At 73.0% G+C, this 23,540-nt stretch carries 18 protein-coding genes and 1 pseudogene; 12 read left to right on the top strand and 7 right to left on the bottom strand.

Going from position 1 to position 23,540, the window contains the following annotated elements; genetic code table 11:
* A pseudogene (locus tag ACWDUZ_RS37220) lies at positions 1-109 on the bottom strand (transcriptional regulator); the annotation flags it as partial.
* 264 nt (positions 110-373) lie between these two features.
* On the opposite strand from ACWDUZ_RS37220, the gene ACWDUZ_RS37215 reads away from it, so the two are divergent.
* Complete coding sequence (locus ACWDUZ_RS37215; RefSeq protein WP_451636259.1) at positions 374-1,258, top strand: fructosamine kinase family protein; 885 nt, start codon at positions 374-376, stop codon at positions 1,256-1,258.
* Between the two features lie 245 nt (positions 1,259-1,503).
* On the opposite strand, the gene ACWDUZ_RS37210 is transcribed toward ACWDUZ_RS37215, so the two are convergent.
* From ACWDUZ_RS37210 to ACWDUZ_RS37195, 4 genes are all read right to left on the bottom strand, one after another.
* On the bottom strand, positions 1,504-1,992 hold the full coding sequence (locus tag ACWDUZ_RS37210) for an MSMEG_6728 family protein (RefSeq protein WP_451636261.1): 489 nt from the start codon (positions 1,990-1,992) through the stop codon (positions 1,504-1,506).
* Positions 1,993-2,395: 403 nt separating this feature from the next.
* A complete protein-coding gene (locus ACWDUZ_RS37205) occupies positions 2,396-2,869 on the bottom strand; it encodes a DUF5990 family protein (protein WP_451636258.1) in 474 nt (157 codons plus the stop codon).
* Positions 2,796-3,491, bottom strand: a complete 696-nt coding sequence (locus ACWDUZ_RS37200; RefSeq protein ID WP_451636257.1) for a transposase — start codon at positions 3,489-3,491, stop codon at positions 2,796-2,798. The genes ACWDUZ_RS37205 and ACWDUZ_RS37200 overlap by 74 nt, the downstream gene beginning before the upstream one ends.
* Before the next feature lie 138 nt (positions 3,492-3,629).
* The gene (locus ACWDUZ_RS37195; protein WP_451636256.1) at positions 3,630-4,553 is read right to left on the bottom strand and encodes an alpha/beta hydrolase; all 924 of its coding nucleotides are present in this window, start codon (positions 4,551-4,553) and stop codon (positions 3,630-3,632) included.
* A gap of 54 nt (positions 4,554-4,607) precedes the next feature.
* Between ACWDUZ_RS37195 and ACWDUZ_RS37190 the strand changes: the two genes are divergently transcribed.
* Positions 4,608-5,072, top strand: a complete 465-nt coding sequence (locus ACWDUZ_RS37190; RefSeq protein WP_451636255.1) for a MarR family winged helix-turn-helix transcriptional regulator — start codon at positions 4,608-4,610, stop codon at positions 5,070-5,072.
* A gap of 63 nt (positions 5,073-5,135) precedes the next feature.
* Here ACWDUZ_RS37190 and ACWDUZ_RS37185 read toward each other — a convergent pair whose 3' ends face one another.
* The gene (locus ACWDUZ_RS37185; RefSeq protein ID WP_451636254.1) at positions 5,136-6,125 is read right to left on the bottom strand and encodes a DMT family transporter; all 990 of its coding nucleotides are present in this window, start codon (positions 6,123-6,125) and stop codon (positions 5,136-5,138) included.
* Positions 6,126-6,198: 73 nt separating this feature from the next.
* Here ACWDUZ_RS37185 and ACWDUZ_RS37180 point away from each other — a divergent pair, with 73 nt between their 5' ends.
* Positions 6,199-6,699 (top strand): Lrp/AsnC family transcriptional regulator, encoded by a 501-nt coding sequence (locus ACWDUZ_RS37180; RefSeq protein WP_451636253.1) that lies wholly within the window; start codon positions 6,199-6,201, stop codon positions 6,697-6,699.
* A gap of 92 nt (positions 6,700-6,791) precedes the next feature.
* Here the strand turns inward: ACWDUZ_RS37180 and ACWDUZ_RS37175 are convergent, their stop codons facing one another.
* Positions 6,792-6,995: a hypothetical protein gene (locus tag ACWDUZ_RS37175; RefSeq protein ID WP_451636252.1), complete on the bottom strand. Its 204-nt coding sequence runs from the start codon at positions 6,993-6,995 to the stop codon at positions 6,792-6,794.
* 285 nt (positions 6,996-7,280) lie between these two features.
* Between ACWDUZ_RS37175 and ACWDUZ_RS37170 the strand changes: the two genes are divergently transcribed.
* The 9 genes from ACWDUZ_RS37170 to ACWDUZ_RS37130 all read left to right on the top strand — a co-directional run bounded on the left by ACWDUZ_RS37170 (position 7,281) and on the right by ACWDUZ_RS37130 (position 23,430).
* Positions 7,281-8,369, top strand: a complete 1,089-nt coding sequence (locus ACWDUZ_RS37170) for an AfsR/SARP family transcriptional regulator (protein ID WP_451636251.1) — start codon at positions 7,281-7,283, stop codon at positions 8,367-8,369.
* A gap of 34 nt (positions 8,370-8,403) precedes the next feature.
* Complete coding sequence (locus ACWDUZ_RS37165) at positions 8,404-10,734, top strand: TOMM precursor leader peptide-binding protein (protein ID WP_451636250.1); 2,331 nt, start codon at positions 8,404-8,406, stop codon at positions 10,732-10,734.
* A complete protein-coding gene (locus ACWDUZ_RS37160) occupies positions 10,724-12,679 on the top strand; it encodes a TOMM precursor leader peptide-binding protein (RefSeq protein WP_451636249.1) in 1,956 nt (651 codons plus the stop codon). The genes ACWDUZ_RS37165 and ACWDUZ_RS37160 overlap by 11 nt, the downstream gene beginning before the upstream one ends.
* Before the next feature lie 140 nt (positions 12,680-12,819).
* Positions 12,820-14,409, top strand: coding sequence for a nitroreductase family protein (locus ACWDUZ_RS37155; protein ID WP_451636248.1), 1,590 nt, complete (start codon positions 12,820-12,822; stop codon positions 14,407-14,409).
* An 85-nt stretch (positions 14,410-14,494) separates the two neighbouring features.
* Entirely contained in the window at positions 14,495-17,275 is a 2,781-nt protein-coding gene (locus ACWDUZ_RS37150) for a lantibiotic dehydratase (RefSeq protein WP_451636247.1), read from the top strand.
* Positions 17,272-18,405, top strand: coding sequence for a lantibiotic dehydratase C-terminal domain-containing protein (locus ACWDUZ_RS37145; RefSeq protein ID WP_451636246.1), 1,134 nt, complete (start codon positions 17,272-17,274; stop codon positions 18,403-18,405). The genes ACWDUZ_RS37150 and ACWDUZ_RS37145 overlap by 4 nt, the downstream gene beginning before the upstream one ends.
* A 1,364-nt stretch (positions 18,406-19,769) precedes the next feature.
* Positions 19,770-20,726: an ABC transporter ATP-binding protein gene (locus tag ACWDUZ_RS37140; RefSeq protein WP_451636260.1), complete on the top strand. Its 957-nt coding sequence runs from the start codon at positions 19,770-19,772 to the stop codon at positions 20,724-20,726.
* Positions 20,723-21,475 (top strand): ABC transporter permease, encoded by a 753-nt coding sequence (locus ACWDUZ_RS37135; RefSeq protein ID WP_451636245.1) that lies wholly within the window; start codon positions 20,723-20,725, stop codon positions 21,473-21,475. Before ACWDUZ_RS37140 ends, ACWDUZ_RS37135 begins: the two co-directional genes overlap by 4 nt.
* Positions 21,472-23,430, top strand: coding sequence for a TOMM precursor leader peptide-binding protein (locus ACWDUZ_RS37130; RefSeq protein WP_451636244.1), 1,959 nt, complete (start codon positions 21,472-21,474; stop codon positions 23,428-23,430). Before ACWDUZ_RS37135 ends, ACWDUZ_RS37130 begins: the two co-directional genes overlap by 4 nt.
* Positions 23,431-23,540 lie beyond the last annotated feature (110 nt).

The following is a 23,540-nucleotide window of genomic DNA, read 5'->3' as shown; positions in this document are numbered from 1 at the left end:
TCGGTGTGGCGATGAATCCGGCGAGCGCATCGAGCTGCCGGGCGACGGCCTCGTACCCTTTGATGCCGCGAGCCCCGTATCTGCCGAACTCGATGGACCTCTCCGGCACGTTCCTCTCCTCGTTCCGCCTTCCCCGGGCGCGGCAGCATCTTACTGATCGTCGTTGCGATGACGTCGCGTTCCGGGGCGGGCTCTTCTTCGTCAGGGTGCCCGGCGCGGGATCCGCGTCCCTCTGCGCTGCCGGCAGCGATCCCCCGGCACCGGTCCGAGCCGGCGCTCTCCCCTCGGTGATCGACTCCTGGGAGGATGGGTGAGCCGCCGCGGGCCCGGCCCCGACCGCCACGATGCGTGGCCGGCAGAGAGGAGCACACCCGTGATCGACGCGCCGTCCTTCCTTCTCAAACGCCTGTACGCTGTCGGCCTGACCGACGTCGTCGCGGTGGAGCCGGCCACCGGGGGCCTCGCCGCGACCGCGGGGCTCGCGCGCCGCGCGGACGGCACCTCGATGTTCGTCAAGGCGTTCGACGAGGCGCCGTCGGACGACACCTTCGCCGCGGAGGCCGAAGGGCTCACCGTGCTGCGCGAGGCGGGCGGCATCGCGACGCCGGAGATCATCCACGCGGACCGTGACCTTCTGGTGCTGTCCGTGCTGCAGGCCCGGCCGGGTACCGAGGCCTTCTGGGAGCAGCTCGCGCATGCGCTCGCCCGCCTGCACACCACCACACGGCACCCCCGGTTCGGATGGCTCCGGGACAACTGGCTGGGCCGCCGTCGTCAGGTCAACACCTGGACCGACGACGGGTTCGAGTTCTTCGCCCGGCACCGTCTGCTGCGCTGGCTCGGCGAGCGTCGCGTCCAGGAGGCACTCGACACCGCGGACCGGGCGGCGCTGGAGCGGCTGTGCGACCGGCTGCCGGAACTGCTTCCGGCCAGGCCCGCGTGCCTGACGCACGGCGACCTGTGGGCGCTGAACGTCATGGCGGCCCCCGACGGCCGGCCCGCACTGATCGACCCGGCCGTGTCATACACGTGGGCCGAGGTCGACCTCGCCCACCTGTGGACGACGGCGCCGCCGCCCGAGGCGCGCGTGTTCTTCGAGTTGTACGCCGAGCTGACCGGGCTCGACCGCGACTGGCGCGCCCGCATGCCCATCCTCCAGCTGCGCCAGCACCTGGCCGTGATCGCCCAGTTCGACCCCGACTGGGGCGCCGCCGACCTCGTCCGCGCCACGCTCGCCCCGTTCCGCCGACGGCCCTGAGCCCGGCCGGCCCGAAAGCTCGTCCGACCAGGAGTTCCAGGCCCGCCGGCACGAAGGACGAGCTGCGCCAGGGCTTCGCCGTGGACGGTTGCGGTGCTACGCCAGAAAGCCTGCGTCGAGAACGCTGAGATGGTCGACGGCGTCTTCACAAACCCCCCATGACAACGGGACGTTGGATCTATCGACCACGACACGGTGGAGAGCATCGCTTTCGCGCCCAGGGCTGCCGCTTCCGCCGCCGTGCCTCACAGACCCGGCGGCACATCGCCACCCTTCCTGTCCGAGGACGGCCACACATACGGCAGGTCGTCCGGAACGCCGGGGAACGCGGGCGCGTAGGTGTCGGGGTCCTTCCGCACGAGCGCGGACCGGTGGCTGAGGTGGAAAGCCTCGTCACCGAGCCACGGCGGCAGTTCCCCGGCAGCCGCGAGAGCGCGCTGCTCCCGTACGGCGGCGCCCGGTCTGCATGCGGCGTACCCGGCGACCAGTGAAGCGGCACAGCTGTCCTGGTGTCCTCGGTCCCGCCACACCCGGCAGACCTCAAGCCCGTAACGGACCAGTGCCTCCTCGTAGCCGCACCACATGCGGACTGCCGGGTGCCGTCGCCAGCCGTAGCCGGGGACGGTCAGGCCGCGCAGCACCTGAAGCGCCTCGACCCGCTGCTTGCCCAGCCGACGGCGGTCCAGGAGCAGCGCGGAGCGCCGGAAATCGGGATCTGGGAGGAAGGTCTGCATCAGCGCCGTCCTGGGTCGGGGCACGGGTATGCGGGCTCGTTCCGGGCTCGCCGCGCCGCCGGAGTCATCGTTCACGCAGTGCCGATGGTCTGAACTTCATAGGGGCACCACCGTGTCGTGGACCGATGTCTGCCCGACGTGACGCCTGGGACCGCGGACCGGTGTTCGCCCGCCGCGGCGTGCACCTTGCGGTCGGCGGCCTCCGTACGCAGGGTGATCTTGCCGTTCCGCCTTCCCGGCCATGAACCCGTCCGGGCCGCTTCCAGGCCATGTCTTCCCTCATGGTCCTACAGGCCACGCAGCCTCGCCGCGCGACAGGTCTCGGTCCGAACCGGCCTCCCCCACCACCGTTCGCGCCCACCAGCACGCCGCCGAACGGCGGCACTCGCGGCTCCGCCGTCGATCACCGGATCATTTCGGCGGTCCAGGTGATCTGCGGAGGCACAACCCGCGCGCACAACGGGCCGCCTCGCGCATCGGTGAGGCCGAGGCGTCCGACCAGCAGCCCGCCGTGCATAGCGGCGCAGAGGACCTCGGCGGGGACAGCGGCGAGCATGAGCTTGGCACGGCGGAACATGGTGGGAGTCCCGGCTCGGTCCACGGTGACCCAGGACAGATAGATGAACCGCTCGCCCCGCCTGCCCTGCACATAGGGGCCTGTGACGTCCGTGCCGGTCGGTGAGGCGGTAGCGGTGCACTCCAGGGTCCACGTCGCGAAGGGCGCGTCACCGGGGTACGGGTCGAGGAATTCGCCGCGGCGGTCGCGGCGCTGCACGGCGACGTGGACGTTGCGGTACACCTGTTCACTTCCGTCGATGGGCGCTCCGGGTGGGCAGGTGATGCCGGGCAGGCTGTCGGCGTCGATGCGAATGTGCATGGCCGCCATCATCGGGCATGTGCCAGGTGTCGATGCGGGTGTCGTAGCGCCGTGCCCATCCGGGGATGTCCAGCACAGCGGCGATCCAGTGCGGGGCGGCCACCGTCAGCGCCTCCACCGCCGCGCGCACCGACTCGCCCGCGAGCTCCAGGCGGCTCAGGTCCCGCACCGCGCTGACGACATGGGTGGAGTCGGTGCGCTGCTTGCCCCCGGCCTTCAGCAGGCCCTGCTCGACGAGACAAGCCAGCAACAGGCCCAGCACCTTCTCCTCCAGCCCATGCTCGACCACCCGGGTACGGAACTGGGAGAGCACGGTGAAGTCGAAGCCAGTGTCGGCCAGGTCCAGTCCGAGCGCGTAGGCCCACGAGAGCCGGTCCCGCACCGCCTCGGCGGCCTGCCGGTCGGTGAGGTTCTCCGCCATCTGGAACACCGTCACCAGCGCTGGACGCCCCGGCGACCACCCGGCCGGGCTCGTCACTCCGAACGCCTGAGCGAACTCGCCGTCCGGGAACAGCTCCCCAAGCCGGTCGCGCACCGCCACCGGCAACGGCACCTGCCGCCCGTAGTTCTTCGCCCGCACCGCCCTCGCCACCACAGGATCCGGCTCCGGCCACGGCTCCATCGAGACGCCCTGCCACCCCCGCGGCCGGGGAACAGGAAAGAACCGACCGCACGACCAACCCTGCCGGCACCACCGGCCCACCGTCAGCCCTCACCCCGAGTGCTCCGGCCCGGTTGGCCCTGGCCGCCGGGGTCGGCCCTAGGCTGCTGACGTGTGCGCTGGGCTCTTGGTGCGGATGCGCTGGCTGAGGAAGAGAGCCGCGCGGTCCAGTGCCTCGTCTGCCTCGTCCAGGACTCCGGCGAACGCCTGGAACACGTGTGGCACGTCGGCGGTGACGTCCAGGATGACGTCCACTCCGGCTGCCCTTGCGCGAGCGGCCAGGCGGGTGGAGTCGTCCAGCAGGATCTCGTTGGTGCCCACCTGGATCAACGTCGGGGGGAAGCCGGTCAGGTCGGCGAGGACGGCCGGGCTGAGTAGCGGCTGGTGCGGGTCGGCTCCGGCGAGGTACATGGCTCCGGTGTGTTCGACGGCCTCGCGGGTGAAGATCGGGTCGATGTCTTGTTTGGTGTCCATACTCTCGCCTGTTCGAGTGGCGTCGAGGCCCGGGGAGAAGGCCACGATGGCGGCGGGCAGCGGGAGACCCGCGTCACGGGCGGCGAGGCAGGTGGTGACGGCGAGGCCGCCGCCGGCGGAGTCGCCGGCGAACGCGATGGCCGAAGGGTCCTCGCCGCTGTCGAGGAGGGCGCGGTAGGCATTCAGTGTGTCTTCGATCGCGGCCGGGAACGGGTGTTCGGGGGCAAGCCGGTAGTCCACCGAGTACGCCCTGAAGCCGGTCTTGGCCACCAGGTGTCCTGTCAGCGACAGGGCGGTCTCGGGAGAACCGAACACCCAGCCGCCGCCGTGCAAGTACAGGATCGTCCCGGCGCGCGTCCCGGCGTCCGGCTCGACATGCAGCGCGGGTCGGTTGCCGAGCGTCGTCTGCGCAGTCCGGATGTTGTCGGGCACGATCATCCGGGCCATCAGCGCCTTGAATCCGGCGCGGATCGCCTCGACCGACCGGGGCCCCTCGGGGCGCGGCTGCCGCATCATCGCGTCGACCTGGGCGCGCTGTTCCTTGCTCACGGTATGCTCTCCTAGGAAGTAACTTCCAAAGAACTATATGCCTAGGAATCCAAGTTGAGCAATGAAGCGGCCATCCTCCCCGGATTCTTCGCCGACCTGGTCCGATGCGAGACGCGTCTGTACAACGCCCTCAACGACCGCCTCCGTGAGCGGCACGGGATCGTCACCTCGCAGTTCGAGGCCCTGCGCTACCTACGCGACCACCCCGGGTCCCGCGTGGCGGATCTTGCCGCCGAGTTCGCCATCGGCATCGGGGCGACCAGCAAGAGCGTCGACCGCCTGGAGAAGCAGGGATGGGCCGCCCGGCAGCCGAACCCATCCGACCGTCGGTCCTCACTGCTGGCCCTGACCGACAACGGCTCACAACTCGTTGACGCGGCGGAGGAAACCGTCACCGAAGCACTGACCGAGCTGATCGGGAACGCTCTCGACATCTCCTCGGCGTCAGCCGCCGCACAGGCACTCTCACAACTGCGCTCCGCGCTCGAACGCAACCAGATCGGCACGCCCACAGGCTGAACCACTGCGGCATTCGCGCCGCCATATGCGCAACAGGGTCGCCGACGAGGGGGCTCGGGGTGGTCAGTTCGGTTGTGGGCACGGACCGTACTCCTGCGGGCGAGGCCCGGAGGGGCCGCCTGACGGCGGCGACTGAGGCTCGCCCGGTGCGGTGACGCTTCGTGTGCCGGAGGCCGGAAGGCACGCCGCGGCCAGTCCGCCCAGCATCAGCAGGCTACCGACGACGGCGGTCGGGGTGAGCTGTTCGTGCAGGACGAAGACGCCGAGGAAGAACGCCGCGAGGGGTTCGGCAAGGCTGAGGGTCCCCACGGCCGCCGCACTGGTGGAGGGGATTCCGGCGGAGAACAGCCAGTACGCCACGGCGGTGGTGGCCACCCCCAGCCAGGCGATCAGGCCCAGCGCCGCGCTCTGCCCGAGCGCGGCAGAGTCGGTGGCCATCCATGGCACCAGCGGAAGGGCGCCCAGCAGCAGCGAAAGGGCCGACACCGCGGGCAGCGGCAGGTCAGGGCGGTCGGTGGTCAGCCGCTTGGCGTAGACGGTGTACAGGCCGTAGCAGACGCCCGAGGCGGCGGCGGACAGCAGTCCGAGGGCGTCGACGCCGCCACCGGTGGGCGCGAGCAGCAGCGCGCAACCGGTCACGGAAGCGGCAGTTGAGATCGTCCACGTCCGCGTGAGGCGTTCACCGTTGACGGACCGGGCGATCAGACCGGTGGCGACGGGAGCGACGCCCAGGGCGACAACGGTGGCGAGCGCGGCGCCGGTGCGCGCGGCGGAACAGAGGAAGGCCGCCTGGAAGATGCCGGTGGCCGCCGCACAGATCAGCAGGTGGCGGGCCAGGCGGCCCTCCCGCAGCGCGGGGAGCAGGGCCCGCAGGTGGCGCCGGGTGAGAGCACCCAGCACCGCACCGCCGACCAGCAGACGCCATCCCCCGAGGGCCGGGGGGCCCATGGGGATGCCGGCCAGGGCCTGTGCGGGTCCGACGGTGCCCCACAGCAGCGCAGCCCCGAGGATCAGTCCCGCGCCGCTGGAGAAACTGTGCTTCTGTTGCCTCATGGGCGATTAGGCTAGGTATTAGTTCACTGCATTGGATGATCCAGCGAACTATATGAGGCAACCAGGCGGAAGTATGGAACTTGATGCGGTCGACCTGGCTCTCTTGCGGGAGCTGCAGAACGACGCACGGCAGACCAACCGGGATCTGGCCGCGAAGACGGGCGTCTCGCCTTCGACGTCGCTGGAACGGGTACGGCTGCTGCGGGAGCGCGGCCTGATCACCGGCTATCACGCGGCGCTGGACCTGGAGGCGGCCGGACGGCCCGTGCAGGCGCTGATCTCCGTCCGGATCCGCCCGCCGGCCCGGGCCGTCATCGAGGGATTCAGGGAATGGGCGCAGCGGCTCCCAGAGGTGATCGCCATGTTCGTCACCTCCGGCGCCTACGATTTTCTCCTGCACATCGCGGTGCCGGACGTGAACGGTGTGTACGCCTTCGTCATCGACCGCCTCACAGAACGACGAGAGGTGGCCGACGTGCAGACGACCATGGCCTACGAGCACGTCCAGTCACGGATCATCGAACCGGCCGGCTCCGCCCCCGCGCCCATCCGGCCCACGCGCCGCCACAGGTAGCCGCCGTCCACGGGGACTACGGGTCATGGGGTGCACTCGGCTGTCGCGCTCGACACGGTCCGACCCGGGGAACGAGCACGAAGTGCACCCCTTCACCCCGTGCCGCGTTCACGGGGCGAGATCTCCTCCCCGGAGGTCTCCCGGCGGACCGCCCCCAGCAGAGCGGTGTAGTCGCGCGAGAGTTCCTGATACCGCTCGTCGGCATCGTCGGATCGGCGCTTGCGCCGGGTGATGACGTACAGAGCGACGGGCCCGCTGATCGTCAAGACGACCGGGAACAGCGCCCACCAGGGCATGGGTCCTCCTCCGGTGCGGGCGTTGGGGGGCACCGCGCACTCCACTCGTCGAGCATGCCCCTTCGGGAGGCCCGCCAACCCCGGGTTGCGCCACGGACAACGGAAGGCTCCGGGTATCCCACGCGCAGCCCATTGTTTCGCCCCGACCCCTGGACGCGGTGTCCTGTTCGAATCTAACTTCCCCTTCGGCGAGCGCAGTTGTTCACGACCACACCCCTGGTCTAGTCAACTGCCTTGTTCTGTATGGCTGTTGACGGTCCATGTTGACGGTCAACCGACCGTGTGATGCGAAAGGCCGTGGTGAAAACTGGTAATCCGGCGCCCGAGGGCGCACACTCCGATCAGACAACCACTGCGCCGGCCGCCGGCCGCCCGCGGTTCCTGGTGCTCGGTCTGCTGGCCATCACCGACGCTCGCGAGACGGTCGTGCTACCGCCTTCCAAGCCGAGTTCGCTTCTCGCCGCGCTGCTGCTGCACCCCGGCACCGTCGTCTCCGCCGAACTGCTCCAGCGCGTGGTCTGGGGGAGCCGGCCGCCGGCCGGCGGCCGGTCCGCGCTGCACACATGCGTGCTGCGGCTGCGCCGGCTCTTCGCCAAGTACGGCGTCGCCGACCACACCATCGAGGCCGTGCCCGGCGGCTACCGGCTCCATGCCGACGCCGACACCCTCGACCTGCTCCGATTCCGCGCATTACTCTCCCGAGCCGACGTCAGCGAAGACCTGGAGTCGGCGCTACGTCTCGCGCGGACGGCACTGAGCCTGTGGAAGGGGCCGCCCCTCGGCAACGTCCACTCCGACGAGCTTCATCGCGACCACGTGCCGCGCCTGGCCGAGGAGCGGCTGCTCGCCGTCGAGCGCGTCATCGACGGCGAGCTGCGTCTGGGGCGACACCGGGAGATGATCGCCGAGGCCCGCGACGCGGTGCGGGCCGATCCCGGGCACGAGGGCCTCTCGGCCCTGCTCATCGAGGCCCTGTACCGATCAGGGCGGCGTGCCGAGGCACTCGCCGAGTACCGCAGGATCCACCATTACCTCGGCACCGAGCTGGGCGTGGAGCCCGGCCCCACGCTGCGCGAGCTCCAACGTGCCGTACTGCGCGGCGAGTCGGCAGGCGGCCACGCCGAACTGCCTCCCGCGGGCGTGCCGCCGCCGACCACTCCCACGGCACCGGCGGGCCTGGAACGTGCCTCTCCCCCGGCCCCGGGTTCCCTGGTCCTGCGCGCCCTTGTCGACGCCGGGCTGCTGCAGGAGGACCCGTCCGGCCGTTACCGCGTCCACGACCTGCTCCGGACCTTCGTCCAGGCGGCCGGCACCAGCTTCCGGGCCGCCGCCCCTCCCGACGCGACGGGCCCGCCGCCCTCGACCGTCGACTGACCACCCCCCACGCACTTCGGAGGTTACGCACCTCATGGCCCATGCTCCCGCGTCCTACGAAGAGATCGCTCGGACGCGCCCCCGCATCCGCAGGGACGTCCTGTTCACCCGCACTCCGTCCGGGGTGCTCTTCCACAACGCCCACGGCGGGTTCAACGTCGTCACGCAGTCCGCCTACCGTTTCGCGGCACTGATCGTGCCCCACCTCGACGGCGAGCACCTGGTCGAGGAACTGTGCGCCGGCCTGGGGGACAAGCAGCGCGACATGGTGGTTCAACTCGTGCACGCGCTCTACGCGCGTGGCTTCGCCCGGGACGCCGGGCCAAGACCTCCGGCGGACGTGCTGCCTGCGCAGGTCACCGAGCGTTTCGCCGATCAGCTCGACTATCTCGACCACTACGCGGACGACGCGCCCGCCCGGTTCCTGCGCTTCCGCTCCACCCCGGTGGCCGTCCTGGGTGACGACGCCCTGGCCCGGTGGGCCGCGCTGGGCCTGCTCCGCAACGGCTGCGCCGCCGTGGCATTCACCGAGCCCGATGTGCCGCACGACGTACTCCGGCCTGAACTCCACGGCGTGGCGGGCACGGCCGATCTCGACGCGGAGGCCGCAGCTCTCGCCGAGGCGGGCTGCGCCCCCCGGCTGGTCCGCCTGCGTCCGCCCGTCGCCCGGACCTCGCCGGCCGGCCCGGCGGGAGCCGGTGAAGCCGGGACGTACGGCTGGCAGGACCTCGACGGCTGGGACACGGTCCTGGTCACCGGCGCCACCGGGCGCCGTCAACTGCTGCGGCTGCTGGCCGACGGCGTGCCCGCGGGCCGCCGTCTGCTCGGCGCCTGGACGTTCGGCCGGCGTGCCGTCGTCGGCCCGGTGATGACCGCCGGCACCCCGGGCTGCTGGTGCTGCGCCGCCCTGCGGCTCGGTGCGGGCGCCGACGCCGCCGACAGCGCGGAGCTGTGGGCGTCCGTCGGTCCCGCCGCTCCGCTCGGCCCTCCCCCGCCCGATGTGTCCGGACCGCTCGCGGGCATGCTCGGCAACCTCCTGGCCTTCGAGGTGTTCCGCCTGGTCACCGAGGCGCTGCCCGCCGAGACGCGCCGTCAGGTCGTGGTCCAGGACCTGGACTCCCTCGACGTGCTGACCGAGCCGCTGCTGCCGCACCCCGGCTGCCCGTACTGCGCGGCCCCGGACAGCGGTGGCGCGACCGAGCCCGCCGGCCTTCCCGGTGACCTGTTGCGCACCCCCCAAGCGGACGACCGGCCCGCCGCGCCGCCCGCCGACGGAGCCGCCGACGAGGACGCCGCCAAGGCACAACTCGCGGCCCTGGAGCAGCGGGACGTGCTCGTCCACGAAAGGGCCGGTGTCTTCACCGCGTTCGCCGACGACGACTGGGAGCAGACCCCGCTCAAGGTCAGCACCGTCCGCCTGGGCACGGCTCCCGGCCGGGTGCGCCGGGTCTGCGCCGCCGACATCCACACCGTGGCCGGCGCCCGCCTCACCGCGCTGTTCCGGGCCGCCGAGGTCTACGCCGAACACGTGGTTCCGCCGCGGGTGCTGGACGCCGGCGCCCTGCGGGCGGCCGACGGCAAGTGGACGCGTGTCGCGCCCGCCGAACTGGCCGTCTCCAGCGGTCTCGACGTACCGGCCCACCAGGTCGCCGACTTCTGCGAGGCCGTCTCCCTGATCGACGGCCGGACCGTGCTGGTGCCGGCGGGCGCCGTACGTACGCTCGGCGGCTGGAACGAGGTGGGCCTGTTCGAGCGCACCTCGGCGGGCACCGGCGCGGCCGGCAGCCCTCGGACCGCGCTCGCCCGCGCCCTGGCGACCGCTCTCGCCCATGACGCGCTGCACGGCGCCGTCCGCCGCACCGCCCCGGTGCCCCTCGTCGACCCGGCCTCCCTGACCGATGAACCCGAGACGCTCTTCCTCCTCCGTTCGGCGGAGAACCTCGGCGTCACCGTCGAGATCCTCGACCTGACGGCCGCGGGCGGCGGCCTGTTGCCCGTCGCCCTGACCCGCTTCACCGACCCGGCCACCGGTGCGGTGCGCTGGGCCGCCGGCAGCGGGCTGCGGCACCGCGACGCCGTCCTGCCGGCCCTGCGCGACCTGCTCGGCGCGGAGCAATTGCGCCGCGCCGCGGACGAACCCGACACCGGCGATTCGTTGTGGGCCGACCTGGACGCCGCCGCCCTCGTCGCCGAGGGCGCCGTACCGCTGCCGGACACCGCCACCACCTGGGCCGCGGTGCTCGACTCGTTCGCCGCCGCCGGCCGGGACGCGTTCGCGGCGGCGGTGTCCGCTCCGGATCTCGCGGCCGGCGACATCCACGTGATGCGCGTGGTGCTCACCCGCGGAGCGCACCGTGCCGGCTGAGACGGTGGCCGCGCCGGGCGACGCGGCCACTGCGGCAAGACCCGTGGCCGCCGGACCGTGGGACGAGGTGTGCGCCGCCCTCACCGCCGCCCTCGCACGGCGGGCGGAACGCCGCCCCGGCACACCGCCGGCCGTGGTGACCCCGCTCGGCTGCCGCGACGTACTCGGCGACGGACCACAGGAGTTCCTCTCCGGCACCGTACCGATCGGGCTGTACGGGCATCAGGCCGTGGTCGGCCCGGTGGCATCGGAAGACGGCCCGGGCTGTCCGGGGTGTCTGGCCCGCCGCTGGCAGGCGGTGCGGGCGGGGTACCTGCGGGACGCCCTGGAACTCGGCGGGCCCACCCGGGCCACCGGCATCCCGCCGTGGCAGACCGACTTCGTGGTGGACGCGCTGTCCGCCCTCGTCACGGCGGCGGTACGGCAGCCCCGCCCGGCCCGCCACCCATGGGTGTGGCTGCTGGACCTGGAGACGTTGCGCGTCACCCGGTTCCCACTGGTGCCGGACGGTGAGTGCCCGTCCTGCGCCACGCGTGACGACGACAGCGCCGAGGCCGCCCGGATCACCCTGGAGCCCAGTCCCGTATGCGCCACGGACAGCTTCCGGCTGCGCCCCCTGAACGCCTACGCCGTGACGCCCGAGCCGTTCGCCAACCCCGTCACCGGGATGCTCGGGCCGTCCGTCGTACCGGACCTGACGTCCGCCTCGACCTCCTCGACGGTCGGGGCCTTCACCACTCGCTCAGGTACCTACCTGCGGGACTGCTACTGGGGCGGGCACACCGGCGCGTACGGGGCGAGCGTGCGGGTGGGGCTGCTGGAGGGCCTGGAACGCTACGCCGGGATGCGCGCCCGCGCCAAGCGCACCGTGGTGACCGCCGCCCTCGACGACCTCGGCGACACGGCCGTCGATCCGCGCGTCACCGGCCTGTACTCCGACGCCTTCCACGCCGCCGAACCGGACGTGCCGCGCTTCGCCCCGGACCGCCCGGTGGACTGGGTGTGGGGCTGGTCGCTCCGCGAGGACCGGCCGGTCCTGGTACCGGAGGTGGTCGCGTACTACCACGCCCCGGGAGGCATCCGGCGGCGCTTCGTCCAGGAGAGCTCCAACGGCTGCGCCTCCGGCGGCTGCCTCGCCGAGGCCGTGCTTCACGGGCTGATGGAGACCATCGAGCGCGACGCGTTCCTGCTGGCCTGGTTCGGCCGCGCCCGGCTGCCCGAGATCGACCCGTCGAGCAGTACCCGGCCCGCGGCCCGCGCCATGGTCGACCGGCTGGCGATGTACGGCTACCGGGCCCGGTTCTTCGACACCCGCGTCACCTTCCCGGTGCCGGTGGTGACCGCGGTCGCCGAACGTGTCGACGGGGGGCCGGGACTGCTCTGCTTCGGCGCGGGCGCCTCCCTGGACCCCGAGGCCGCGCTGGCCGCCGGGCTCTGCGAGATCGCCACCGACTCCGTCAACCTGCGCCGCCGCACCGCCCGCGAGGAGGGCAGGCTGCGCCGCATGGCGGACGACTTCGGTGAGGTGCGGGTGCTCCACGACCACCCACTGCTGTACGGGTTGCCCGAGATGGGGCGGTACGCCGGTTTCCTGCTGCGGGACCGCAACGAGGCGGACCGGGTGCCGCTGTCCTCGCTCGCCTCCGGGCCCGGGGCGCTGGTTCCCTCGGCCGATCTGCGGGACGACGTCGAGGCCTGCGTCGAGGCCGTGACCGCCAGGGGGTTCGACGTGGTGGTGGTCGACCAGACCGCCGCCGAGCAACGGGCCCTGGGCTTCCACACGGTCAAGGTCCTGGTCCCCGGTCTGATCCCGATCGACTTCGGCTTCGGCCGCCAGCGCGGCCCGCATCTGCCACGGGCCCGCACCGCACTGCGCGAGGCCGGACTGCGCGAGGCCGACCTGACGCCGGACGACCTCAACCCGGCGCCGCATCCCTTCCCGTGAACCCTCATCCGACGTCCTCGAACCACCACTCGGCCGTCCACACCGGCCCCGGCCTCGGCACCACCCACCCTCCGGCGCCCGGCACCCCGAGCCGCGGCGGCCGGCCCAGACCGACAGAAGCAGAAGAAGAGGGGTTGACCGTGGGATACGCCCATGAGTACGCGACGGCGGTGATGCGGCGGGGCCGGGTCGCCATGGAGCCGGCCGACTTCGTCCCCGACTGGTCCGACCGTCCGCGCAAGGGCAAGTACTTCCCTGGCGCGCCGTCCTTCCCGCTGCCGGACGGCGGCTGCGCCGAGGACGCGACCTTGGACCGGGGCCTGTTCGGCCGGCCGGGCACCGGAGCGTTCACCCTGCCCCTGCTCGGCGCGATGCTCCGTGACTCCTACGGGCTGACCGGGCGCCGCCTGGCCGTCCAGGCCAACACCGACCTGGGCTCCCTGCCGTTCTACTCCCACGCCAACTGGTCCCGCGGCACCGCCTCCGGCGGCGGCCTCTACCCCGTCGGCGTGCACTGGGTCAGCGGTGCGAGCGGCCCCCTCACGCCGGGCGTGTACTACTACGACACCCCTCACCACCGGGTCACCCGGCTGCTGTCGGGCGATGTCACCGAAGAGGTCCGTGCGGCCCTCGGCGACCTGGAAGAGGCTGCCGGGACCGACCAGTTCCTCGTCCTCGGTGTGACGTTCTGGCAGAACTCCTTCAAATACAACAGCTTCTGCTACCACGCCGTGACGATGGACATCGGCGCCCTGGTGCAGACCTGGCGCATGTGGGCCCGTGCGCACGGCCTCCGTCTCGGCAGCGCCTTCTGGTTCGACGAACCCCGCCTGGGCCGGCTTCTCGGACTCGCTCCCGAGGAGGACGGGGTGTTCGCCGTCGTACCGCTGCGCTGGGCCGGGACCGATCCGGCGACGCCCGCACCGCCGACGCCGGGCGCCCGCGTGCGGCGGCTGCCCGACGAGAAGTCCCGTCGTGTGCTGTCCTTCCCGACGCTGCACCGCATCCACGCCGCCACCCTGGAGGGCGCCGCCGACCGGCCCGGCCCCGGCGCCCTGGACGGCGCCCTCGCCGCTCCCACGGTGCCCGGCGACCGCGTGCCGCTGCCCGCTCCCGCGCCGCTGGAGGTTCCCGTGCGCCGGGCGCTGCGCGAACGGCGCAGCAGCTTCGGGCGGTTCACGGCCGGCGAGCCGCTGGACGCGGCCCGGCTGTCCGCCGCGCTGCGGGCCGCCGTGGCCGCGGGCACGCTGGACAGCGACACCGAGTCGCCCGGCGGTGCGCCGCTGACCCGGCTGTGCGTCTTCGTCAACCACGTCCGTCAGGTGCCCGCCGGCCTGTACGAGTACGACCGGGACACCGGCGATCTGGTGCTGATGAAGGCCGGTGACCACGGTGCCTTCCTGCAGGAGAACTACTTCCTCGCCAACTACAACGTGGAGCAGGCCGCGGCCGTCCTGGTGCCCATCGCCCGTACCCACGCCGTGCTGGACGCCGTCGGCGACCGCGGCTACCGCCTGGTCAACGCCGTCGTCGGGGCCGCCGCCCAAGCCGTCTACACCGCCGCCGCCGCGGCCGGCACCGCCTGCGGGGTCGCCCTCGGCTTCGACAGCGTCTCCTTCGAGGAGCACCTCGGGCTGTCCGAGCGGGGCGAGATCCCGCTGCTGATCATGATGATCGGCCACGAACGCCCGCGCCCCGCCGACTACCGCTACGACATCGTCGCGCCCTGACGCCATGGTCCCGTCCCGCCCCGTTGCCGCGCCGCTCGGCGGCCCGCCGGCGTACGGCAGCACACCGACACGAAAGGGGGAGGGCGTGAGCCCCACCGCCACCAGCCCGGCCCAGAACACCCCCGTCACCACCAAGGAGTCCACGGCCCTGCACAACCGCTTCCTGCTGCGCGTCGCCGGTCTGCAGGCCGGCACCGCCGTCGCGCTGCGCGCCCCCGAGGTGGCGGACTGGGCCGCCCGGACCGCGGCCGAGGAGGACCGGCTCGGCGCCCTCGGCGCCGCGCTCAGCGACCCGCTGTCCGCCGTGGTCGGCGCCACCGCGGACCCCGCACTGCGCCGCCGACTGCTCGCGCTGCGCCGTAGTGTCTTCAACAACCGCCTGCCGGGCGACCTCGACGCGGCCCGGGCGCTGGCCGCCGGTATCGGCGGCAGCACCGGCGCCGACCTCTCGGCCTGGCTCGACGCCCGGGTCCGCTGGGCCGGACTGCTCGAGCAGGGTGACGCCGTGCTGGCGGCCGGGCTCGCCCGCACCCGCACCGCCCTGCGCCGACTCGCCCTGGACGACCGGCTGCGGCAGGGTCTGCTGCTGGCCTCGCCGACCCTGGAGGAGCGGCTCGACGCGTTCGCCGCCGACCCGGCACCCGTACCCGGCAGACGGGCCCGCAAGATGGAGCGCTCACTGCTCTCCTACGTGTACCGCACCGCCTGCAAGACCAGCCCCTTCAGCACCCTCACCGGGGTCGCCCTCGGCACGTTCGAGACGGCCGGAGCGGACGGCCCGCCGGCCGTCACCCATGTGGGCGACGACTGGACGGGACACTGCCGGCTCAACGTCGTCGTCCTCACCCGTCTGGCCGAACTGGTCGCCGCCGACCCGCGGCGCCGCGCCGATCTGCCGGTGGGTCCGGCCTCGGGATGGAAGCTGGACGACGACCGGGTCCGCTACGTCCAGCGGGCCGTCACCGCGGGGGACGACAGCGCCCCGGTGAGCTTCGACACCGCCCAGGACCGGCTCGTCTTCCTCCGCCGCCAGGGCACCCTGGACCAGATGCTCGCCCTGCTGCGGGACCACGAGGGCACCCTTCGCCACGGCGATCTGGCCCGCTGGCTGGCCGATGCGACCGGGGCCGACGCCGAGACGGCCGGACACTATCTGACCGCTCTGCTCGACCTCGGCATGCTCCAGCTGCCCACCCTGGCCACCGATGTGCACGACAGGGACCCGCTGCGCGGCTTCCAGCGGTCGCTGCGCGCGCTCGAACGGCCCTGGGCCGACGAGCTCGCCGCTCGCCTGGACGCCACGGCCGACGTCCTCGCCCGGTATCCCCGGGCGGACGTGCCCGGCCGCCGCGCGCTGCTGACCACGCTCCGCACCGACCTGAGCGCCCTGCAGGCCGAGCTCGGTGCCCAGCGGCCCGTGCTGCCGCGGACCCTGGTGTACGAGGACGTGTCCGCGGGCGCCGTCACCGCCGGCCTCGCCGAGTGGACCGCGCTCGCCGCCGCCCCGCTCCGCTCGATCCAGCGGATGCTGCCCGCCTTCGACGTGGCGCTGCCCCAACGGCTCACCCTGAAGGGCTTCTTCCTCGCCCGCTTCGGACGCGGCGGGCGGTGCGAGGACCTGCTGCGACTGGTCCACGACTTCCACGAGGACATCTTCCGGCAGTACCTGCAGTTCACCGCGGCCAAGGACGACCGCCTCCCGGACGGCGGCCACACGCCGGAGGAGAACTGGCTCGGCATGCCGGAGATCAGCGCCATCGACCGGGCGCGTGCGGCACTCACCGCCCGGATGCGCGCGAAGTGGTCCGAACTGCCGCCGGACTCGGAGGAGTTGGTTCTCGACGACGACGCCGTGAACGAGGTGGCCGAGGCGCTGAGCGATGCCGCGCCCGCTTTCCAGCCGCACTGCCACTTCCTCCAGCTGGCCCGCCGGAAGACGGACCCGCTGGTCGTGCTCAACGACTCCTTCGGCGGCCTGTGCTTCCCCTTCACCCGTTTCACGCACTGCTTCGACGGCGGCCACGGCACGGGCGGCCCCGGCTTTTCCGACGCTCTGCGCGCGCAGCTGCGCGGTCTGCTGCCGACCGGAGCGGTCTTCGCCGAGGTCACCGCCGGCGCCGCCACGACCAACCTGAATCTGCACGGCCGCCTCACCGACTACGAGATCGTCTGCCCAGGTGAGCACAGCACGGTCCACGAGGAGGCCCGGCTGCACCTGGACGACCTCTACGCGGTGCACGATGCGGAGAGCGACCGGCTGCTGCTGCGCTCTCGCCGCCTGGACCGCGAGGTCGTCCCGCTCTACCTGGGCTATCTCGTCCCCATGGTGCTGCCCGAGGTCCCCCGCACCCTGCTGCTGTTCGCGCCGACCGCCCGGTCCGTGCCGGACGTCTGGCGCGGGGTGCCGGCGGGGCTCGAGGACGGGGGCGTCACCCGGCGGCCCCGGGTCCGCCACCACTCCCTGGTGCTGCGGCGGCGCTCCTGGACAGCGGCCGTCGGCAGCCTCCCGGTGCGCACACCCGATGCCTCCGACGCCGGTTGGTACCTCGCCTGGCACCGCTGGCGCACCCGGCACGGCATGCCCGCACGGGTCTTCGCCACCGTCCACGAGGAGAGCGCCGACGGCACAGCCGGCGGCTGGTCCGGCGGCTCCAAGCCGCAGTACGTGGACTTCGAGAGCCCGCTGTCCCTCATCGCGCTCGAAGCCCTGCTGACCGGCCGGCCCGCCCGCACGGTCTTCGAGGAGATGCTCCCCGAGGAGTGCGATCTCCACGTCACCTCACCACGCGGGCGGCACGTCGCCGAACTCGCCGTAGAGATGCTGCCCGGCCCGGCCGGACCGTCCGAAGGGGACCGAATCCGATGACCGCACCCACCGCGCCCACCGCTCCCTCCGCCGGCCCCGGCGCCCCGGGCACGGATGCCGGCGACGCTCCCGGCGACTGGCTGGCCGTGCACGTCTTCTACGCGGCCAGTCCCCGCCCGCTGCTGCTGCGGTGCGTCCGACCGCTGGTGGACGAGCTCACCGAGGAGGGCTTGCTCGCCGGGTACTTCTTCATCAACTACTGGCTGGAAGGTCCGCATGTGCGGTTGCGGCTGCGGCCCCGGCGCGCCGCGGACGCGGGTGCCGTCCGGGAGCGGGCGCACGCCGCCCTCGCCGCCTTCCTGCGCGAACGCCCCGCGCTCTACGAGGTGAAGGCCGGCTTCCTCGCCGAGCTGTACGAGACCCTGTTCACGCTGGAGTACACCGAGGACCAGCGCGCCGAGTTCACCGGCCCGGACGGGCGGATGCTGCTGCGCCCCAACAACACCTTCGAGGACCGGCCCTACGAGCCCGAGTACGGCAAGTACGGCGGGCCCACGGGTGTCGCGCTCGCCGAATGGCACTTCCAGCACTCCAGCGACCTGGTCATCGAGGCCGTGCGCAGCATGAACCTGCACCTGCGGACCGTGCTGCTCGGGCTCTCCGCCCAGCTGATGATGGTCATGTCCGGGACCTTCCACCGGGACGACGAGACCCTGCTCGCCTTCCTCGACCGCTACCACGCCTTCTGGAACAAGGCGTTCAGCGGGACGAACTACACGGCGGACCAGGGCTACGACCGCGCCTACACCACCATGGGTGCGAGCCTGCCCGAGCGTTTCCGGCACATCCGCGACGCGGTGGCCCAGGCCGAGCCGGAGCGGCTCCCCGTGTTCCTGCGGGGCTGGGCCGCCCACTGCGCCGAACTGCGCGACCGCGCCGAGGCGCTGGCGGTACGCGGCGAGCTGACATTCCGCGCGTGGGACGGCAGCCGCGACATCCGCCCCACCGACCCCGGCCACGCACTGTCCATGCTGCTCTCGCCATACATGCACATGACCAACAACCGGCTGGGCACGACCGTCCGCGACGAGGCGTTCCTCTCCTACGTCCTGGCCCGCGCCCTGCGCGACGAGGCGGCCGGGGACGCGGTGACGGCGAAGGAATCGGATACGGCGGGAGGCGAGCGGTGAGCGCGGAGGCGTTTCTCTCCGCCCGGCCGCGGGTCCGAAGCGACGTCGTGTTCGGTCCCAGCCTGGTGCGCGGCACGACCCGCATCCACCTGTTGAAGGACGCGCGCACCGGACGGCGCCTGGAAGTCGGTCCCAAGGAGCACTTCATCATCGCCCGCCTCGACGGCAGCCGTAGCCTCGGCGAGATCGGCGACGAGTACGCCGGTGCGTTCGGCGCCCGCCTCGGCGAGGCACAGTGGGGGCAGATGCTCCGGCTGCTGCACGGCCGCGCCCTTCTCGACGGCGCCCCCGCGCCCGCCGTACCGTCCGCGTCGCCCGCCGCGGACGCGGCCGGCCACCGGCCCAACGGCATCCTCGCCGGGCGGACCCGACTGGTGGCCGACGCGCCCGCGCTGATGGACCGGCTGTACCGGGCCACCGCTCCCGCCCGGCGGCCCGCCGTGCTGACCGTGCTCGTCGTACTCGCCGCCGCGCTGCTCGCCGCCGTCGCCGCGCAGGCCGGCACGCTGTGGCGGCAGACCGAGGAGACCGCCCGGCAACCCGTGATCCTGCTCGCCGTCGGCTGCCTCCTGTGGTGCAGCCTCGCCCTCCACGAAATGGCCCACGGCCTGTTCGCACGCGCCTGGGGCGGACGGGTCACCGAGATCGGGCTGCGCTGGGTGCTCGGCGCTACCTACCTCTACTGCACGGTGGAGGACGTCCAGTTCCTCGGCAGCCGCGGCCGCAAGGTCGCCACCGCCTGTGCCGGGGTCTTCGCCAACCTGCTGTTCCTGGTGCCCTTCTACCCCGTGTGGGCGCTGCTCCCCGCGGACGCCCAGGCCCGCCCGGCGCTCGGCGCGCTGCTCTTCCTCGGGACGGCCTGCGGCCTGGCCAACCTGCTGCCGCTGCCGCCCCTCGACGGCTACCGGGCCCTCGGCCACGCCCTCGGCGTCGTCCAGCTCGCGACCGCCGGCCGTGACTTCACGAAACGTGCCGCCGGCGCCCTGATCCGCCGTGGCCCCGGCCTGGCCGGGTACCCGCCCCGGCTGCGACTGCTCTACGGCGGCTTCGCGCTGCTGACCGCCATGCAGAGTGCCGCACTCCTCGCCCTGTGCGGGGCCGTGCTGCACGCCGTACTGCCGGACACCCTGGGGACACTCGCCTGGTGGCTGCCTCCCGCCCTGCTGGCCGCCGTACTGCTGCTGTGGGCCCTCGGCGCGGCCGGCCGCGCCCGGCGCGCCGGACCCGCCGCGAACGGCTCCGGAAGGGCGGGCCCCTCCCCCGCCGCACCCCCCGTTCCTCCGCCCGGGCGCCCCGCCCCGGCACAGGGCACCGCACGGCCCCCGGGCGTCCCTGCCCCACGGAACCGACCGAGGAAAGACGAGATGAGCGCACCCGACAGCAAGACCGGGACGGCCCCTGGCAAGAGCTCCGCCGAGACGGTCGTCGCCTTGGACGGCGTCACCAAGCGGTACGGGGAGGTGACGGCCCTGGACGATGTCTGCCTCGACGTACGGCAGGGCGAGTTCTTCGGCATCCTCGGGCCCAACGGCGCGGGCAAGACCACGCTGGTGGAGATCGTCGAGGGCATGCGCGAGGCCGACTCCGGCACCGTGACCGTCTTCGGGCAGAGCCCCTGGCCGCGTGACACGGCGCTGCTGGCCCGGATCGGCGTGCAGACGCAGGCGTCGGCGTTCTTCGCCCGGCTCACCGCCGGCGAGCACCTGCGCACGGTCGCCGCGCTCTACGGCATGGCCCCGGCCACCGCGTCCACGGCGCTGGAACGGGTCGGGCTCACCGAGAAGGAGAACGCCCGAGTCGACCACCTCTCCGGCGGGCAGCGCCAGCGCCTGGCGATCGCCACCGCGCTGCTCCACGAACCCGAGCTGATCTTCCTGGACGAACCGACGGCCGCACTCGACCCGGAGGCCCGGCGCGAACTGTGGGCCGTCCTGCGCTCGTTGCGCGCGGAAGGGCGCACGATCATCTGCACCACCCATTACCTGGAGGAGGCCGAAACGCTCTGCGACCGGGTGGCGATCATCGCCGCCGGCCGGGTCGTCGCCCTCGACACGCCCCGCAGCCTCATCCGCTCCCTCGCCGCACCCACCCGGCTGCTGGTCCCCGCCGCCCGGCTCTCCCCCGACGCCGCGCTCGCGCTGGACGGCGTGGACCGGGCCACCGTCGAGGGTGAGGACCTGGCCCTGGAGACGACCGTACCCAACCGCGTCCTCACCGTCCTCGGCGACCTCGTGGACATCGACACGGTCACCGTCCGCACCCCCACCCTCGAAGACGCCTACCTGACGCTGACCGGCAGCGGATCGGAGCACCACCGTTGAGCGCGTACGCCGCACTGACCAGGGCCACCTACGTCGCGAGCGTGCGCGACAAGACGACCCTCTTCTTCACCTTCGCCTTCCCGCTCGCCTTCCTGATCCTCTTCGGCCTCATCTTCCAGGGCCAGCAAGTGGAGGGCGGGCTGTCGTCCATCAACTACATCGCGCCGGGCGTGCTCTCCTGGGGCGTGGGCAACGCGGCCGTGTTCTCCGTCGGCTTCGCGCTGATGCAGTGGCGCCGGGACGACCTGCTCCGCCTCATCTGGCGCACTCCCACCCCGCTGCGCGTTCTGCTCGGCTCCCGCTGGACCGTGGCGCTGGCCGTCGCCGCCGCTCAGACGGTGCTGTTCACCGCCGTCGCCCTGCTGCCGTTCTTCGGCCTGCGGCTGAACGGCCCCTGGTGGGCGGCGATTCCCCTGCTGTTCCTCGGTGTCACGGCGTTCCTCGCCATGGGCCTGGTCGTCGGCAGTGTCGCCGACACCCCGGAGGCGGTCGCGGCCATCGCCAACATCGTGATGGTGCCCATGGCGTTCCTGTCGGGTTCGTTCTTTCCAGACGACCTCATGCCCGGCTGGCTGCGCACCATCGCCAGGGTCCTGCCGCTGCACTACCTCAACGACGGGCTCACCGACGCCATGGGCGGGCGCGGAGACCTCGGTGACATCTCCGTGGACTGCCTGGGCCTCGTCGTCTTCACCGTGATCTTCGGGCTGATCGCGATCCGGATCTTCCGCTGGAGCAACCGCGCATGACCACCGCAACCGCACCCGTCACGGCGGCCCTTCAGGCCGCGCGCGCGGACCTCCAGTCCCGGCTGGCGGTCCGCGCCGCGGCGGCCGGACTGCCCACACCGTCCGTCTCCCGCATCGGCGACACCAACGTCCTGGGCGAAACACCCGCCCGGCCCGCGTCCCCTTCCCCGAGCACGGCCGCCATCCATGTCACCGCCCAGGCCGTGCTGCTCGGCCCCTGGGGCGGCGCGCCCGGTGCGGACCCTGCCTGCGGCACCTGTCTGGCCATGCGCCGCCAGCGGCTGCGCACCCGTACCGAACGCGACGCACTGGAGACCGGAACGGAGACCACCGCCGCCGGCCGGTGGCCCGTCCTGCCGGACCACCTGGTGGACGCGGTCTGGTCCCTGCACCGCATGATCGCCTCCGGCACGGCCCGGCACACCTTCGAGGGCGCCGACGCCGCCCTCCCCCGGGTCACCGAACTCGACCTGGAAACGCTTCGGGTCCGCACCTTTCCACTGGTGCCGGAGCCGATGTGCCCGCACTGCCGTCCGTTCACCGAGGAAGCCGCCCGGCAGGCCGCCGAGGACGCGGCCCCGCCACCGCTCGCCCCCTGTCCCAAGGCGCGCCCGGACGCCTACCGGCTGCGCGGCCCCGCCGACCACCCGCTGCCGGTGAAGGGCCTGGCCAATCCGGTGTGCGGGGTGCTCGGCGGCGGCACCTGGATCGACGTCACCTCGCCCACGACCGCGCCGGTCGCCGGGAGCGTCTTCATGCGGGGCTACGCCGGCCTCACCGACGTCACCTGGAGCGGCCAGGCCAACTCCTTCGCGAGCAGCCGCGATCTGGCGTTCCTGGAAGGGCTGGAACGGTACGCGGGCACCCACCGCCGCCACCGGGCCCCGGTCGTCACCGCCTCCCTCGACGAGCTGGGCGACCGTGCCGTCGACCCGCGCGTGTGCGGGCTCTACGAGCCACGCACCTATGCCCAGGACCCGATGGTCGAGCCCTTCGACCCGGCCCGGCCCCTGCCCTGGGTCACCGGCTGGTCACTGCGCGACGCGCGTGAGGTGCTCGTGCCGGCCCGCCTCGTCTACTACAGCGCCGGCACCCGCGAGGACAACTTCGTCTTCGAGTGCTCCAACGGCTGTGCCACCGGCGGGACCTGGCAAGAGGCCGTGTTCTTCGGGCTGCTGGAGCTCATCGAGCGGGACGCCTTCCTGCTGGGCTGGTACGGCTCTGTGCCGCTGCCGGAGATCGACCTGGCGTCGGTGTCCGGCCGGAAGGTGCGGGCGATGGTGGCGCGGGCCGCGCTGCAGGGCTACGACGTCCATGTCTTCGACAACCGGGTGGACCTTCCGGTGCCCGTCGTCACCGGCCTCGCGGTCCGCCGTGACGACGGGCCGGGAACACTGGCGTTCGCGGCCGGCGCGTCCTTCGACCCGGAGACGGCGGTCGAGTCCGCCGTCTCCGAGATCCTCACCTACATCCCGCACCTGCCCCGCCAGGTCGCCGAACGGCCCGTCGAACTCGCCGCGATGGCCGAGAACTTCGACCTGGTCCGGCGACTGCCGGACCACGCGGCGCTGTTCGGGCTGCCCGCGATGCGCCGGCACGCCGCGGGCTATCTCGCCCCGCCCCGGGTCGGCTCCCCGGCCGAGCTGTTCGCCGGGTGGCAGGAGCGCCGGCCGCGCACCGGGGACCTCCGCGACGACCTGCTGCTCCTGCGCGATCTGCTCAGCGGCGTCGGCTGCGACGTGATCGCCGTCGACCAGACCACGCCGGAGCAGCGCCGGATCGGGCTGCGGACGGTGGCCACGCTCGCCCCGGGGCTGCTGCCGATCGATTTCGGCTGGCAGCGGCAGCGTGCACTCCACATGCCGCGCCTGCGGACCGCGCCGCACCGCGCGGGCCTGGTTCCGGCGCCGCTCGGGGAGGAGGACCTGCGGCGGGTACCCCATCCCTTCCCTTGACCGTGCGGGGACCGGGCATGCCGTCGGGCCCCCCCCGGCGGGGGGGCACCCGGGGGCGCCGACCCCGCCGAAACGGGGCAGACGGGGGAGGGGGTGGGGGTGGGGGTGGG

The organism is Streptomyces sp. NPDC003393 (genome assembly GCF_053589015.1).
Note: the sequence above shows the minus strand (reverse complement) of the source record. Positions and strands in the feature narration are given on the sequence as shown.

Coding starts and splice junctions, on each gene's coding strand:
- ACWDUZ_RS37170 (WP_451636251.1), top strand. CDS start 7,281: ATGCGAAAGGCCGTGGTGAAAACTGGTAATCCGGCGCCCGAGGGCGCA.
- ACWDUZ_RS37210 (WP_451636261.1), bottom strand. CDS start 1,992: ATGCAGACCTTCCTCCCAGATCCCGATTTCCGGCGCTCCGCGCTGCTC.
- ACWDUZ_RS37185 (WP_451636254.1), bottom strand. CDS start 6,125: ATGAGGCAACAGAAGCACAGTTTCTCCAGCGGCGCGGGACTGATCCTC.
- ACWDUZ_RS37200 (WP_451636257.1), bottom strand. CDS start 3,491: ATGGAGCCGTGGCCGGAGCCGGATCCTGTGGTGGCGAGGGCGGTGCGG.
- ACWDUZ_RS37165 (WP_451636250.1), top strand. CDS start 8,404: ATGGCCCATGCTCCCGCGTCCTACGAAGAGATCGCTCGGACGCGCCCC.
- ACWDUZ_RS37130 (WP_451636244.1), top strand. CDS start 21,472: ATGACCACCGCAACCGCACCCGTCACGGCGGCCCTTCAGGCCGCGCGC.
- ACWDUZ_RS37140 (WP_451636260.1), top strand. CDS start 19,770: ATGAGCGCACCCGACAGCAAGACCGGGACGGCCCCTGGCAAGAGCTCC.
- ACWDUZ_RS37180 (WP_451636253.1), top strand. CDS start 6,199: ATGGAACTTGATGCGGTCGACCTGGCTCTCTTGCGGGAGCTGCAGAAC.
- ACWDUZ_RS37145 (WP_451636246.1), top strand. CDS start 17,272: ATGACCGCACCCACCGCGCCCACCGCTCCCTCCGCCGGCCCCGGCGCC.
- ACWDUZ_RS37205 (WP_451636258.1), bottom strand. CDS start 2,869: ATGCACATTCGCATCGACGCCGACAGCCTGCCCGGCATCACCTGCCCA.
- ACWDUZ_RS37175 (WP_451636252.1), bottom strand. CDS start 6,995: ATGCCCTGGTGGGCGCTGTTCCCGGTCGTCTTGACGATCAGCGGGCCC.